Raw genomic sequence first — 15,261 nt, 5'->3', positions numbered from 1 at the left:
GCTCGCCATTTCGTCGCATCCGGTTCGGGGATGAAGCCGGGCCGCGCGGTGTTAGGTCGCCGGCATCAGCACGGTGTCGACCACATGGATCACGCCGTTCGACTGGTTGACGTTGGAGATCGTGACCATCGAGGTGCCGCCCTTGGCGTCGACGATCCAGACCTTGCCGTCCTGCTTCTTGACCGTCAGCTCCTCGCCTTCGGCGGTCTTCATCTTCTTGCCGTCGGTGAGGTCGGAAGCCTCGAGCTTGCCGGGCACCACATGATAGGTGAGGATCTTGGTCAGCGTCGCCTTGTTCTCAGGCTTGACCAGGGTATCGACGGTGCCGGCCGGCAGCTTGCCGAAGGCGGCGTTGGTCGGCGCGAACACCGTGAACGGGCCCTTGCCTTCCAGCGTCGGCACCAGGCCGGCTGCCTTCACCGCCGCCACCAGCGTGGTGTGGTCCTTCGAGTTGACGGCGTTCTGGACGATGTTCTTGGACGGGAACATCGCGGCGCCGCCGACCATGACGGTCTTTTCCTCGGCGCGGGCGGGCGCGACGACGGTCGCGGTGATGGCCAGCGCGCTGAAAGCTGCAGCGGTGAGATAGGCAATACGCTTCGACATGGAGGGTCTCCCGATTGGATTGTGACCGGCGATTGCCGGCGTTCGAGTTGGGCAACAACGGTGGCTGCGACCTGTGAGCGTGAAGCAGCAGCGACGTCGTTGGCTCGAATTACGGGAGGTTTTGCGAAGCGGTTTCGAACAAAACTTCTTTGTGATGGGTGAAACTAAGTGCGGGTGTGTTCGTGAGGGGGCGTCATTGCGAGGAGCGAAGCGACGAAGCAATCCAGGCCGCCACCGCGGATGCACCGCTGGATTGCTTCGCTTTGCTCGCAATGACGAGCCTCGACGATCTACCTGCCGCTCAATCCCTGTTGTGCGGCGTCTGAATGAACCCGCGATTATGCGTCGGGCTGATCAGCAGTTCGTTGATGCACACTCGCGCCGGCATGCTCGCGATGAACGCGATGGTGCGGCCGAGATCTTCGGATTGCAGCATCCTGGCCTGCTCCTCCTCGCTTGGCACCACCGGGCGCAGCTTCAGGATCGGGGTCGCCACCTCGCCCGGCATCAGGCAGCAGGCGCGCAGGCCGTTGACGCATTCGTCCATGTTGAAGGAATGGGTCAGCGCCAGCACCGCATGCTTGGTCGTGGTGTAGGCCGGGCCCGGCATTTTCGAGACGTGGCGGCCGGCCCAGGACGAGACGTTGATGATGGAGCCGTCCTGCTGCTTGCGCATCGTCGGCAGCACCGCGCGCATGCAATAGAGCACGCCGTTGAGATTGACCTGGACCAGTTGGTCCCAGCCCTCCAGCTCCATGTCCTTCCAGCTCCGCTTGGGGACATTGATGCCGGCATTGTTCACCAGCAGATCGATCCGGCCGTGCTTCGCGACGATTTGATCGGCCGCCTTCTGGGCTTCGGCGGCAACCGACACGTCCAGCGCGATGGCTTCAGCGGCTCCGCCCGCCCCAGTGATTTTCGCGACCACGGTATCCAGGGCGTCCTTGCGCCGGCCCGAGACCACCACCGTCCAGCCGTCGGCCGCCAGCGCCTCGGCGCCGGCCTCCCCGATCCCGCTGCCCCCGCCTGTCACCCAGGCCACGCGTTTCCCGTTTTTGGTCATGCAAACTGTCTCCGTTGCTTCATCGGGGCGGTTTTTGCTAATCCAGCCCTCGGTTTTGACCGGCCTTGTCTGACGAGCCTTGTGGTCAAGCCTTGCGGTCGAGGAAATCTTGCATGAACCAAGCTGCCAACGCCAATTTGTTTTCCCGCCTGTTCGACGGCCTGGACGATCCGAGGCGCCTCGCCATCGAGACGCATGACGGAGGGCGCATCAGCTATGGCGATCTGATCGCCCGGGCCGGGCAAATGGCCAATGTGCTGGTCGCGCGCGGCGTGAAGCCCGGCGACCGCGTTGCGGTTCAGGTCGAGAAATCCGTGGCCAACATCGTGCTGTATCTGGCCACCGTGCGGGCCGGCGCAGTCTACCTGCCGCTCAACACCGCCTATACGCTGAACGAGCTCGACTATTTCATCGGCGATGCCGAACCCTCGCTGGTGGTCTGCGATCCCTCCAAGGCGGAGGGCCTCGCCCCCATCGCCGCCAAGGTGAAGGCGAAAATCGAGACGCTCGGGCCTGACGGCAAGGGCTCGCTGACGGACGCCGCCGACAAGGCGAGCAGCGAATTCGCCACGGTGTCGCGCGCAAACGACGATCTCGCCGCGATCCTCTACACGTCGGGCACCACCGGCCGCTCCAAGGGCGCGATGCTGACCCACGACAATCTGGCGTCGAACTCGCTCTCGCTCGTCGGCTTCTGGCGCTTCACCGACAAGGACGTGCTGATCCACGCGCTGCCGATCTACCACACCCACGGCCTGTTCGTGGCGACCAACGTGACGCTGTTCGCGCGCGCGTCGATGATCTTCCTGCCGAAGCTCGACCCCGATCTGATCATCAAGCTGATGGCGCGCGCCACGGTGCTGATGGGCGTGCCGACGTTCTATACCCGCCTGCTCCAGAACGCCGCGCTATCGCGCGAAACCACAAAGCACATGCGGCTGTTCATCTCGGGCTCGGCGCCGCTGCTCGCCGAAACCCATCGCGAATGGTCGGCGCGCACGGGTCATGCCGTGCTCGAGCGCTACGGCATGACCGAGACCAACATGAACACGTCGAATCCCTATGACGGCGAGCGCGTGCCCGGCGCAGTCGGCTTTCCGCTCCCCGGCGTCTCCGTGCGCGTCACCGACCCCGAGACGGCCAAGGAACTGCCGCGTGACGAAATCGGCATGATCGAGGTCAAAGGTCCCAACGTGTTCAAGGGCTATTGGCGCATGCCGGAGAAGACCAAGGCGGAATTCCGCGATGACGGCTTCTTCATCACCGGCGACCTCGGCAAGATCGACGCCAAGGGTTACGTCCACATTCTCGGCCGCGGCAAGGATCTCGTCATCTCCGGTGGCTTCAACGTCTACCCGAAGGAAATCGAGAGCGAGATCGACGCCATGCCCGGCGTGATCGAATCCGCCGTGATCGGCGTGCCCCACGCCGATTTCGGCGAGGGCGTCACGGCCGTGCTGGTCTGCAACAAGGGCGCGGATGTGACAGAGGCCGCGGTGCTGAAAGCGCTCGACGGCCGGCTGGCGAAGTTCAAGATGCCCAAGCGCGTCTTCGTCGTCGACGAACTGCCGCGCAACACCATGGGCAAGGTGCAGAAGAACGTGCTGCGCGATACGTACAAGGATCTTTACGCGAAGAAATAGGGGCTGTGGTTCGCAGCACTCTCGTCGTCATTGCGAGGAGCTCTTGCGACGAAGCAATCCAGAGTGCCGCCGCGGAAAGACCCCTGGATTGCTTCGCTTCGCTCGCAATGACGGAGTTTGGGGCGGTCACTGTCCGCCTAACAAACTCATCACAAACCTGCTGCCGACGATGAACAGATAGCACCCGAACGCGACCTCCAGCGTCCGCTTCGACATTGCATGCGCAGCCTTCACACCGAGCGGTGCTGTCACAAGGCTCATCGGCATCACCAGCACGGCGCCGATCAGGGAGACGTAGCCAAGCGCGAATGGGACTTGCAGGGCTGCAACGTCGGGATAGTGCGCGGCCGCAGGCCAGCCGGCATAGATGTAGCCGAGCGCGCCGGGGATCGAGATCAGCACCGCGAGCGCCGACGATGTCGCCACGGCCTGATGGATCGGGCGGCCGTAGAACGTCATCAGCAGATTCGAAAACAATCCACCGCCGATGCCCATCAGCGTCGACAAAATGCCGACGCAGAAGCCGTAGAATCGCATCAGCGGCCCCTTCGGCAAATCATCGCCGAGCTTCCAGCTCTCGCGCGCGAAGATCAGCCGTACCGCGGCCGACCAGGCGACGGCGACGAACACGATCTTGAACAGCCGCTCCGGTGCGTAGCGCGCGACCACGCTGCCGGCGACGACGCCGACCAGGATCGGCAGCCACCAGACCCGAAGGATCGCAAGATCGACGGCGCCGCGTCTGTAGTGCGCCTGGAACGAACGGATCGAGGTCGGGATGATCACGGCGAGCGAAGTGCCGATGCAGAGCGGCATGCGCACCTCGAGCGGCACACCGGCGATGCGGAAGCACTCGTAGAACACCGGCACCAGAATTGCGCCGCCGCCGATGCCGAACACGCCGGCCAGAAATCCGGAGAGCGCGCCGGTTGCGATCAGCAACAGCGCGAGCTCGACGATCTCCTTGATATCGAGTCCTGCAATCACCCCTGACCTGCCCCGGCGGTGGGTCGCAGCTTCTCCGATGCATCGCTCGGACAGCTGCCCGCAATGCTCTAGGCGATCTGATTTGCCGGGTCGACCGCCGCATCGGCGGTCTGGGGTGGGATGCGGGTTGCGCATATCCGCCCGTCTCGCGAAAAATCGGTGCGCTTCGCGGAAATTGAAGATTGCTCGCCGATCATCCCTGCCGGTTCGAATGTCTTGGATGACTGGTTCGAACCCTGGTTGGCCTGCGGCGGCTTAGAGCCGTTCCAATAGTAATTTCAATGCGCCGCAGCTCTGCGGCAAGACATGAATTTGTGTTCGTTCTTTAGCCGGTGCGCCATGGCCCTGGTATACCAAGCCGCCGATTGGCCTTGTTACATCAAGGGCCTAGAGCTGAACCGAAGTTCGATCTATGGCGATTTGGTGATTGCGCAGGTGAAATCGACTCCGTAAATAGAGCCGACCTTTCGCGATCCCCGCGCGCCCATGCTGGGCCGCAATAAAGCAATCGAAGCCCATGACCGCACGGATCGAACGACCGCTTTCGCCGCACATGCAAGTCTACCGCTGGACGCTGACGATGGCGCTTTCCATCGTCCATCGCGCCACCGGAATTGCCCTCTACGCCGGAACGCTGCTGCTGGCCTGGTGGCTGATTGCGGCGGCCTCCGGCCCTGCCGCCTATGGCCACGTCCAGGCCTTCACCGGCAGCATCATCGGCCGGCTGATCGTGTTCGGCTACACCTGGGCGCTGATGCACCACATGCTCAGCGGCATCCGGCATTTCGTCTGGGACCTCGGCTACGGCTTCAAGGCCAATGAGCGCGAAGCGTTGACCTGGGGCGCGTTGATCGGCGGCATCGTGCTCACGGTCCTCGTCTGGATCATCGCCTACGCGATCGGAGGCGGCCGATGAGTTTCGACGAATCCCACGGCGCTCCGAAGGGCTCCTCCATGCGCACCCCGCTCGGCCGCGTGCGCAATCTTGGCGCTGCGCATTCGGGCACGTCCGATTTCTGGCGCCAGCGCATCACCGGCGTCGCCATGACGCTGCTGATGATCCCCGTGATCGTGATCGTGATGATGCTGCTCGGCCGCAACCAGGCCGGCGCCGCGCAGATCCTCGGCTCGCTGCCGATCGCGGTGATCCTGCTGCTCTTCATCTTCGCCAGTGCCTGGCACATGAAGATCGGCATGCAGGTCGTGATCGAGGACTACATCCATAACGAGAAGCTCAAGCTCATCTCGATCATGCTCAACAACTTCTTCTCGTTCGCCGTGGCGCTCGCCTCGACCTACGCGATCCTGAAACTTTCCTCCGGAGTCTAACCCATGGCCACAGAGACCAATGGCAAGGGCAACGGCGCTCCCGCCACCAACGGCAAAGCCTATCCGATTGAAGACCACACCTATGATGTCGTCGTGGTCGGCGCCGGCGGCGCGGGCCTGCGCGCCGTGGTCGGCTGCAGCGAAGCCGGTCTTCGGACCGCCTGCATCACCAAAGTGTTTCCGACCCGCTCGCACACCGTCGCGGCGCAGGGCGGCATCTCGGCGTCGCTTGGCAACATGCACAAGGACGACTGGCGCTGGCACATGTACGACACCGTGAAGGGGTCGGACTGGCTGGGCGACCAGGACGCGATCGAATACATGGTGCGCAACGCGCCCGAGGCGGTCTACGAACTCGAGCACTGGGGCGTGCCGTTCTCGCGCACCGAAGACGGCAAGATCTACCAGCGCCCGTTCGGCGGCATGACGATGGACTACGGCAAGGGCCAGGCGCAACGCACCTGCGCCGCCGCCGACCGCACCGGCCACGCCATGCTGCACACGATGTACGGCCAGTCGCTGCGCCACGCGGCCGAGTTCTTCATCGAGTTCTTCGCCATCGACCTGATCATGGACGACCAGGGCACCTGCCGCGGCGTCATCGCGCTCAAGCTCGACGACGGCACGCTGCACCGCTTCCGCGCCCAGACCGTTATCCTGGCGACCGGCGGCTATGGCCGCGCCTATGCGTCCTGCACCTCGGCGCACACCTGCACCGGCGATGGCGGCGGCATGGTGCTGCGCGCCGGCCTGCCGATGCAGGACATGGAGTTCGTGCAATTCCACCCGACCGGCATCTACGGCTCGGGCTGTCTCGTCACCGAAGGCGCGCGCGGCGAAGGCGGCTATCTCGTCAACTCCGAGGGCGAGCGCTTCATGGAGCGCTATGCGCCCTCCGCCAAGGATCTGGCTTCGCGTGACGTCGTCTCGCGCGCGATGACCATCGAGATTCGGGAGGGGCGCGGCGTCGGCAAGAAGAAGGACCACATCTTCCTTCATCTCGACCATCTCGATCCCGCGGTGCTGGCCGAACGCCTGCCGGGCATCTCGGAATCCGCAAAGATCTTCGCCAATGTCGACGTGACGCGCGAACCGATCCCGATCGTGCCGACCGTGCACTACAACATGGGCGGTATCCCGACGAACTATCACGGCGAGGTCCTGACCAAGAAGGACGGCGACGACAACGCCATCATCCCGGGCCTGATGGCGATCGGCGAGGCCGCCTGCGTCTCCGTGCACGGCGCCAACCGCCTCGGCTCCAACTCGCTGATCGACCTCGTCGTGTTCGGCCGCGCCGCTGCGCTGCGCCTCGCCGAGAAGCTCACGCCAAACGCCAGCCAGCCGGAATTGCCGGCGAACTCGTCGGATCTGGCGCTCGGCCGGCTCGACCACTACCGCTACGCCTCCGGCGGCACGCCGACCGCGAAGCTGCGCGAAGGCATGCAGCACGTGATGCAGAACAATTGCGCGGTGTTCCGCACCGGCGACATCCTGAGCGAAGGCCAGAATCTGATCGAGAAGGTCCATAGCGGCATCACCGACATCGCCGTGTCCGACCGCTCGCTGGTGTGGAATTCCGACCTGATCGAGACGCTCGAATTCGACAATCTGATCGCGCAGGCGGTGGTGACGATGAACTCGGCCGCCAACCGCACCGAGAGCCGCGGCGCGCATGCCCGCGAGGACTTCTCCGAGCGCGACGACAAGAACTGGATGAAGCACACGCTCGCCTGGCTGGAAGATTCCGGCAAGGTCAAGATCGAGTACCGCCCGGTTCACGACTACACCATGACCAACGACGTCCAGTACATCCCGCCGAAAGCTCGCGTTTACTAAACGGCGCGCGTGTACTGAACGAACAGCGAAAGCTTTATCGAAATGGTTGAATTCGCACTTCCGAAGAACTCCAAGATTTCAGGCGGCAAGACCTGGCCGAAGCCCGCGGGCGCGACTGAAACTCGCGAATTCCGCGTCTATCGCTGGAACCCGGACGACGGCAAGAATCCGAGCGTCGACACCTATTACGTCGACACCCATGATTGCGGGCCGATGGTGCTGGACGGCCTGATCTGGATCAAGAACAACATCGACCCGTCGCTGACCTTCCGCCGCTCCTGCCGCGAAGGCGTCTGCGGCTCCTGCGCGATGAACATCGACGGCCAGAACACACTGGCCTGCACCCGCTCGATGCACGACGTGAAGGACGGCGCGGTGAAGATCAATCCGCTGCCGCACCAGCCTGTCGTGAAGGACCTCATCCCCGACCTCACCAATTTCTACGCGCAGTACGCTTCGGTCGAGCCGTGGCTGAAGACGACCTCGCCGACGCCGCAGAAGGAATGGAAGCAAAGCCACGAGGACCGCGAGAAGCTCGACGGGCTCTACGAGTGCATCCTCTGCGCCTGCTGCTCGACCTCTTGCCCGAGCTATTGGTGGAACAGCGAGCGCTATCTCGGTCCTGCCGCGCTGCTGCAGGCCAACCGCTGGGTGTCGGATTCGCGGGATGAAGCCACCGGCGAGCGGCTCGACAATCTCGAGGATCCGTTCCGCCTCTATCGCTGCCACACCATCATGAACTGCGCCAAAGCCTGCCCGAAGGGTCTCAACCCGGCGGAAGCCATCGCCGAGCTCAAGCTCAAGATGGTCGAGCGCCAGATCTAGGCGTCACTTATGCTGCGATCCCCGGCCGGAATGGCCGGGGCATTCTACGGCGGGCGCGTATTCGAGCAGATTTTGCCTCCGCCCCTGCACGAGCAGGCCGGCAGGTTGCAACCTCTGGTTCCCGCTACAAGCCGCTTCCTTCCCGGCGCGAAATTCAAGTAAGCTCTCCGGCGTGGGACCGGAGCGACCGTGCAGGGCGCACAACGCAATTCGCTGAGATTGCTGCAGTGGATGATGGCTGCGTCCCTGGCGCTGCCGATTGCGCTGTTCGCGATCGCCGCCTCGATCTCCTACACCTCGACCAAAGACATCGCCGACCGCGAGATCGAGCGCACCCTCGATGTCGCGCATGAGCACGCGCTCAAGGTGTTCGAGACGATCACCGCAGCCTCGCCGAGATCAACGAGGTGGTGCGCGGCATGCCCGACGACATCATCCGCTCGCGCGAGCCGGCCCTGCACCGCCGCCTGAAGCAGCTGACCGATTCGCTGCCGCAGCTGAAATCGGCATGGATATTCGATGCGGACGGAAAGTCGCTGGTCAACAGCCTGGCCTCGCCGCCGCCGGCACAGAGCTTTGCGGACCGCGACTATTTTGCGGCCCATGTCGATCAGAGCATCGGCAGCTACATCGGTGTTCCCCTGACGCCGCGTCAGCCCTATCAGGGCGCGCGCTTCTTCGGGGTCAGCCGCCGCCGCGGCTCCGACGACGGCAGCTTCATCGGCGTGATCCAGGCCTCCGTCCTGCCGGAATATTTCGAGAGCTTTTACGCCAGGATCGGCTCCGATGCCGGCAGCTTCGTCGCCATGGGACGCACTGACGGCGTGGTGCTGGCGCATCTTCCACGGCTGGACCGCGACCTCAGGCTCGATCCTAACGGGCCGGTCGGCCGGAGCATCGCAGCTCATCCCGAGCATGGCCTCATCACCATCGCCTGGCCATCGGACGAGGTCGAGCGGCGCATCGGCTACCGACGCATCGCCGAATATCCGATCTATGTCAGCGCGGGATTGGAGACCTCGGCAATCCGCGCACGCTGGTTCGCCACCATGGGCCAGCATCTGGTGTTCGGCATTCCCGCCACCGCGCTGCTGTTTCTGCTGCTGGCGTTCGCGTTCCGGCGCACCCAGCATCTCCAGGCCGAGGCCGCCGCGCGGCGCGAAGCCGAGGAGGCGCTCAAGCACAGCCAGCGCCTGGAGGCGCTCGGCCAGCTCACCGGCGGCGTCGCGCACGACTTCAACAACCTCCTGACCGTGATTCGCGCCTCGGTCGATCTGCTGAACCGGCCGCAACTGAGCGAGGAGCGGCGCCAGCGCTACATCACCGCCATCGCGGACGCGGTCGGGCGCGCGGCCAAGCTAACCTCGCAGCTGCTCGCCTTCGCGCGGCGCCAGACCTTGAAGCCGGAAGTGTTCGACGTCGGCGCGCGACTGCAGTCACTGCACGACATGCTCGCGACGCTGCTCGGGCCCGCGATCGAAATCGCGATGCGGCTGCCGGCCGAGCCCTGTCTCGTCAATGCCGATGCAAGCCAGTTCGAGACGGCGTTGATCAACATGGCGACCAATGCGCGCGATGCGATGCACGGCAAGGGCAGGATCGTTTTCGAGGTCGAGGCCGCGGAGACAATTGCGGACACGCGGGCTCCCGTCTCGGGCAACCCTGATCTTTCAGGTCACCATGAGCTTCCTGGCAAACATGGCTTCGTCGGTATTGCCGTCAGTGACACCGGCATCGGCATTCCGGCTGCGCGGCTCGAGCGCATCTTCGAGCCGTTCTTCACCACCAAGCAGGTCGGCCACGGCACCGGTCTCGGCCTGTCGCAGGTGTTCGGCTTCGCCCGCCAGTCCGGCGGCGAGGTGACAGTCACCAGCGAGGTGGGCCACGGCAGCACCTTCTCGCTCTATCTGCCGCGCGTGGCGCCGCATTTGCTGCCGCAGCGGCAGGCACCGAACACGGCTCCGGCCGTGGCCGGCAGCGGCATATCGGTGCTGCTGGTCGAGGACAATATCGAGCTCGCCAATTTCGCGGCCGACGGCCTCACTGAGCTCGGCTACAGCATCACGCTGGTCGACAATGCAACCGACGCACTCGCCGAGCTGGTCATGGATGCCGATCGCTTCGATGTCGTCTTCTCGGACATCGTGATGCCCGGCATGACCGGGCTCGATCTCGCGCAGGCGGTCCGCGACCGCGGCATTGGCGTGCCGGTGGTGCTGACCACCGGCTACAGCGAGGCGCTGTCCCAGGACGGGAAGGTCGATTTCGAGCTCGTGCAAAAGCCCTACGCGATCGATCAGCTATCGCGCGTGCTGCACCGCCTCGCGCGGCGCCGCCGGGTCCGCAACGGCGCCGCCGAATGAACCGACACCCGGAACTCGCGGGAACCTTTTGATTTAGCTCGCGTTATCCGGTCATGCAAAAGCCGGCCGGAAAGCGCGAATCGGGCAAGAAGCTGCCCATTGTTGAAATCGTCGGCGAGACCGGCGAGGAAGTGGCTCCGCCGCCGCCCGAGCTGGTCGAGCCCGACCCGGCGCTGTCGCCCGAAGAGGCCGAGCAGGCCCGCAAGGACTATCTCCTCACCCGCTTCTGGATCAGCGCGCGCGGCTTCTGGGGCCGCAACGGCGACCGGCTGGCATGGCTCTACTCCATCGGCCTCGGCGTGCTGATCGTCCTGACTGTCGGTTTCCAATACGGCATCAACGTCTGGAATCGGGCGATCTTCGACGCGATCGAGAAGCGCGAGGCGTCCACCGTCTTCCATCTCACCGCGGTGTTCTTCCCGCTCGCGATCGGCAGCATCTTGCTCGGCGTGGCACAAGTGTTCGCGCGCATGGGCATCCAGCGGCGCTGGCGAGCCTGGCTGACGGCAAGCGTGCTGACGCGCTGGCTCGGCAATGGCCGCTATTACCAGCTCAATCTCGTCAGCGGCGACCACAAGAATCCGGAATACCGGATCGCGGAGGATCTGCGCGTCGCGACCGATTCGCCGGTGGATTTTCTCGCCGGCGTGACGTCCGCGCTGCTGTCGGCCGTGACCTTCATCGTCGTGCTCTGGACCATCGGCGGTGCGCTCACCGTCACGCTTGCGGGATCGTCGGTGACCATTCCCGGCTTCCTGGTGATCGCCGCGATGCTTTATGCGGGAATCGCCTCGGGCTCGATCCTGGTGATCGGCCGCCAATTCGTGCAGGTCTCCGAGGACAAGAACCAGGCCGAGGCCGATTTCCGCTACACGCTGACCCGCGTGCGCGAGAACGGCGAGAGCATCGCGCTGCTCGGCGGCGAGGAGGAAGAGCGCGACGGCATCGACCGCAATTTCACGAACGTGCTTCGGCAATGGGCGCGGCTGGCGGGTCAGCACATGCGCACCACGCTGGTGTCGCAGGGATCGAGCCTCGTTGCTCCCGTGGTCCCTCTTCTGCTCTGCGCGCCAAAATTCCTCGACGGCAGCATGACGCTGGGTCAGGTGATGCAGGCGGCTTCCGCCTTCACCATCGTGCAGAGCGCGTTCGGTTGGCTGGTCGACAATTATCCGCGGCTCGCCGACTGGAATGCCTGCGCTCGCCGCATCGCATCGCTGATGATGTCGCTCGACGGTCTCGAGCGCGCCGAGCAGGGCGACGGAATCGGCCGCATCAAGCGCGGCGAGACCAGCAACGACGCCATGCTGGAGCTGAACGATCTCTCCGTCACGCTCGACGACGGCACCGCCGTGGTCGGCGAGACCGAGGTGGTGGTCGAGGCTGGCGAGCGGCTGCTGGTGGCCGGCGAATCCGGCACCGGCAAGAGCACGCTGGTGCGCGCCATCGCCGGGCTCTGGCCGTGGGGCGGCGGCAGCGTCAATTTCCATCCCGACCGGCGGCTGTTCATGCTGCCGCAGCGACCCTACGTGCCGTCAGGCTCCTTGCGCCGCGCGGTCGCCTATCCCGGCGCGGAAGACGACTGGACCGTGGAGGAGATCGGCGAGGCCCTGCACAAGGTCGGTCTCGACCATCTCAAGGAGAAGATCGAGGAAGAGGCACCGTGGGACCAGACGCTGTCCGGCGGCGAGAAGCAGCGCCTGGCCTTCGCGCGACTGTTGCTGCACAGCCCTGACATCGTCGTGCTCGACGAGGCGACCTCGGCGCTCGACGAGAAGAGCCAGGACAAGATGATGAAGATGATCACCGACGAGCTGCCGAAGGCGACCATCGTCAGTGTCGCGCATCGCGTCGAGCTGGAAGCCTTCCACAGCCGCAAGATCGTGCTGGAGCGCCGCAAGGGCGGCGCAAAGCTCGTCAGCGACATCGAGCTGATCCCGCGCAAGGGCAAGCGCAAGCTGCTCGGCCGCTTCCTGAGGCAGCGCAAGCCGCCGAAAAAGGCGGCGTGAGGTTCGGTCTCTTTTCTTCGTTGTCCCGGCGATTGTGTCCGGATCGAGCGTTGGAGTCCTCGGCAAAACCGGCTATGCATGCGCCGCTTGCAATGAGGACTTTGACTTGGCGACCGACAATGCCCCTTCGTCCGCGCCGTTCGGCGCGTTTGCGCCGAACGCGGCGCAGGCCGCGATCATTCGCCTCGCGACACAATCGCGGCTGAAGCGCGGCGCGTTCCGGCCCTGGCTGTCGCGATTGGTGAACCTGCTGGGCGGTGGCCCCGTCGACGTGCAGTACCAGGGCGCATCGTTCCGCTTCTATCATCAGGGCAGCGCGACCGAGCGCGGTGCGCTGTTCAATCCCGATTACAATCTCGACGAGCTCGACTTCCTGCGCCAGCACACCCCCGCGGGCGGCGTATTCGTCGACGTTGGCGCCAATGTCGGCACCTTTGCACTAGTGATGGCGCGACAGGTCGGGCCATCGGGGAAAGTGGTCGCCGTCGAGCCGCATCCGATGACGTTTGGACGGCTCTCGTTCAACCAGGCCGCGTCGAAAGCGACGCAGGTGCGCCTGGTGCAGGCGGCCGCCGGCGACAGCGACGGCGAGCTGATGATCGAGAGCGGGGGCGGCAATCTCGGCGCTACGCATGTCGTCACCGGCACGGCCAGCACGGAGGCGATCAAAGTGTCCTCGCTTCGGTTGACGCGCATTCTCGACGAAGCCGGCGTCACCAAGGTGGACGCGTTGAAGATCGACGTCGAGGGCTTCGAGGATCGCGTGCTGATCGGCTTCTTCCGCGACGCGCCGCAATCGCTATGGCCGCGCGCGGTGGTGATCGAGCATTTATCACAAAAGGATTGGCGGGAAGATTGTATCGCTGACATGGTCGCGCGCGGTTTTGTGGTTGCGCGCAAGACGCGGAGCAATACGTTCCTGTCGCGTTGACGACGAACGACGGAGGTGACGATGATCGACCATATGGGCTTCCCGGTCTCCGACTATGAGCGCGCCAAGGCGTTCTACGCCGAGGCATTGGCCCCGCTCGGCTACAGCCTGATCATGGAGGTCACGCAGGAGCAGACCGGACACGATCCGGCCGCCGGCTTCGGCGCCGATGGCAAGCCGGATTTCTGGATCGGCGGCGAGGGCGCGCTGAACAAGCCGGTGCATGTCGCGATCCTGGCAAAGGACCGCGCCACGGTGGACGCGTTCTACAAGGCGGCGATCGCGGCGGGCGGGCGCGACAACGGGCCGCCCGGCATTCGGGCGCATTATCACCCGACCTATTACGGCGCCTTCGTGCTCGACCCTGACGGCCACAACATCGAGGCGGTTTGCCACGCGCCGGAATAGATAAGTTCCATCTTCCGGCCGGAACCTCGTTCCGCGCGCGCCGTTGTCGTCCCTTGCAAGAAGGAGCACGACATGGCCAACGACAATGCCCGCGACGTCGATCGCGTATGGGATCTGATGAAGACGATCGGATTTGCGATGCTGGTGACGCGCGATGGCGACAAGCTCCGCGCGCGGCCGATGAGCGCCTATCTCGATCGCAACGCGGACACGATATATTTCCTCACCGACGCGCGGCGTCACAAGGACGAGGAGATCGCGCGCAATCCGTCCATCAACCTGTCGTTCGCGGATGCGAGCAGCCAGAAATACGTGTCGCTGACCGGCACTGCCGTCGTCTCCAACGACCGTGCGAAGATCAAGGAGCTGTTCTCGACGCCGGCCAAGGCGTGGTGGGACTCTGCGGAAGATCCCAACATCCGCGTGCTCAAGGTCACGCCCGACGATGCCGAGTTCTGGGACTCGCCCGGCACCGTGATCTCCTATGTGAAGATGGCGGCCGCGGCAGTGACCAACACGCGGCCCGATCTCGGCGACAACCGCAAGGTCTCGATGTAATGCCGATTGAACCGCCCGAGATTCCGCCGTCGACGCCGGGCACACCCACCGAGCCGCCGCCGGGGATTCCGCCGGGCAATCCGCAGCCTGAAATCGCGCCGCCAGTGCGCGAGCCCGGCTCGCCAGCGCCGCCCGACGAATTGCCGGGCCGCATGCCTGAAGAGATTCCATCACGCGGACCGAACGGACCGCTCACGCCGAATCCCGCGACGGATGCAAGTCCGCCGCGGGATCGCGCATGAGGCGACGCATCACATCCGAGGCAATTGCAACCTGCGTCTGAATGCGCAATGAACGTCACCATAGTGAGGTGATTTGCGTGCAGAAATAAATCGGGCCGCGCCCGCTTCGTCCGCCACAATCCGGCCTAACGCGTAGCTGTTCATCCCAACACTTCGTCAAAGAACCTTCCGGGGAAGTTCACCACATGACCAACCTTCGTTTCGTGCTGCTTGCCACCACGGCTCTGACCGCGATGCAATTCGCAAGCTCCGCATCGCATGCACAAGGCGCGCCGCCGCTCGTCGTCGCGCAGGCGCAGCCACAAGAGACCGGCCCTGACGGAAAACCGAAGCAGCCGCCGAAGGGACCGCCAGCGGCCGCGCCGCCTGCGGCGCCCGCGCGCCCGGCCGCACCGCCGCCCGCAGCTGCACCGCCCCATCCGCCCGCGGCACCTCCGCCGGCTGCCGCACCGCCGCGC

General features: G+C 64.7%; 13 protein-coding genes and 2 pseudogenes. 12 read left to right on the top strand and 3 right to left on the bottom strand.

Features of this window, described 5'->3' with window-relative positions:
* Positions 1–51: 51 nt before the first annotated feature.
* Positions 52–606 (bottom strand): fasciclin domain-containing protein, encoded by a 555-nt coding sequence (locus IVB41_RS35045; protein WP_027566357.1) that lies wholly within the window; start codon positions 604–606, stop codon positions 52–54.
* Positions 607–907: 301 nt separating this feature from the next.
* Positions 908–1,669, bottom strand: a complete 762-nt coding sequence (locus IVB41_RS35040) for an SDR family oxidoreductase (protein ID WP_247439349.1) — start codon at positions 1,667–1,669, stop codon at positions 908–910.
* Positions 1,670–1,782: 113 nt separating this feature from the next.
* On the opposite strand from IVB41_RS35040, the gene IVB41_RS35035 reads away from it, so the two are divergent.
* Positions 1,783–3,312, top strand: a complete 1,530-nt coding sequence (locus IVB41_RS35035; RefSeq protein WP_247439347.1) for a malonyl-CoA synthase — start codon at positions 1,783–1,785, stop codon at positions 3,310–3,312.
* 126 nt (positions 3,313–3,438) lie between these two features.
* On the opposite strand, the gene IVB41_RS35030 is transcribed toward IVB41_RS35035, so the two are convergent.
* Complete coding sequence (locus tag IVB41_RS35030; protein WP_027566354.1) at positions 3,439–4,299, bottom strand: sulfite exporter TauE/SafE family protein; 861 nt, start codon at positions 4,297–4,299, stop codon at positions 3,439–3,441.
* A gap of 517 nt (positions 4,300–4,816) precedes the next feature.
* Between IVB41_RS35030 and sdhC the strand changes: the two genes are divergently transcribed.
* The 11 genes and pseudogenes from sdhC to IVB41_RS34975 all read left to right on the top strand — a co-directional run.
* Positions 4,817–5,215: a succinate dehydrogenase, cytochrome b556 subunit gene (gene sdhC, locus IVB41_RS35025; RefSeq protein WP_027566353.1), complete on the top strand. Its 399-nt coding sequence runs from the start codon at positions 4,817–4,819 to the stop codon at positions 5,213–5,215.
* The gene (gene sdhD / locus IVB41_RS35020) at positions 5,212–5,628 is read left to right on the top strand and encodes a succinate dehydrogenase, hydrophobic membrane anchor protein (protein ID WP_007598776.1); all 417 of its coding nucleotides are present in this window, start codon (positions 5,212–5,214) and stop codon (positions 5,626–5,628) included. Before sdhC ends, sdhD begins: the two co-directional genes overlap by 4 nt.
* A 3-nt stretch (positions 5,629–5,631) precedes the next feature.
* Positions 5,632–7,467 (top strand): succinate dehydrogenase flavoprotein subunit, encoded by a 1,836-nt coding sequence (sdhA, locus tag IVB41_RS35015; protein WP_247400591.1) that lies wholly within the window; start codon positions 5,632–5,634, stop codon positions 7,465–7,467.
* 42 nt (positions 7,468–7,509) lie between these two features.
* Positions 7,510–8,292 (top strand): succinate dehydrogenase iron-sulfur subunit, encoded by a 783-nt coding sequence (locus IVB41_RS35010; RefSeq protein WP_027566351.1) that lies wholly within the window; start codon positions 7,510–7,512, stop codon positions 8,290–8,292.
* Positions 8,293–8,481: 189 nt separating this feature from the next.
* Positions 8,482–10,655, top strand: a pseudogene (locus IVB41_RS35005) (ATP-binding protein).
* A 53-nt stretch (positions 10,656–10,708) separates the two neighbouring features.
* Positions 10,709–12,664, top strand: coding sequence for an ABC transporter ATP-binding protein/permease (locus tag IVB41_RS35000; RefSeq protein WP_247439345.1), 1,956 nt, complete (start codon positions 10,709–10,711; stop codon positions 12,662–12,664).
* A 106-nt stretch (positions 12,665–12,770) separates the two neighbouring features.
* Positions 12,771–13,595 (top strand): FkbM family methyltransferase, encoded by an 825-nt coding sequence (locus IVB41_RS34995; RefSeq protein WP_247439343.1) that lies wholly within the window; start codon positions 12,771–12,773, stop codon positions 13,593–13,595.
* 21 nt (positions 13,596–13,616) lie between these two features.
* Entirely contained in the window at positions 13,617–14,003 is a 387-nt protein-coding gene (locus IVB41_RS34990) for a VOC family protein (protein ID WP_247439340.1), read from the top strand.
* 72 nt (positions 14,004–14,075) lie between these two features.
* On the top strand, positions 14,076–14,561 hold the full coding sequence (locus IVB41_RS34985; RefSeq protein WP_247284959.1) for a pyridoxamine 5'-phosphate oxidase family protein: 486 nt from the start codon (positions 14,076–14,078) through the stop codon (positions 14,559–14,561).
* Complete coding sequence (locus tag IVB41_RS34980; RefSeq protein ID WP_007604217.1) at positions 14,561–14,803, top strand: hypothetical protein; 243 nt, start codon at positions 14,561–14,563, stop codon at positions 14,801–14,803. Before IVB41_RS34985 ends, IVB41_RS34980 begins: the two co-directional genes overlap by 1 nt.
* 185 nt (positions 14,804–14,988) lie before the next feature.
* Positions 14,989–15,261 (top strand): annotated as a pseudogene (locus tag IVB41_RS34975) (OmpA family protein); the annotation flags it as partial.

Source organism: Bradyrhizobium sp. 44 (assembly GCF_023073095.1).
Classification (GTDB): domain Bacteria; phylum Pseudomonadota; class Alphaproteobacteria; order Rhizobiales; family Xanthobacteraceae; genus Bradyrhizobium.
This window is presented reverse-complemented; position numbering and strand designations above follow the sequence as displayed.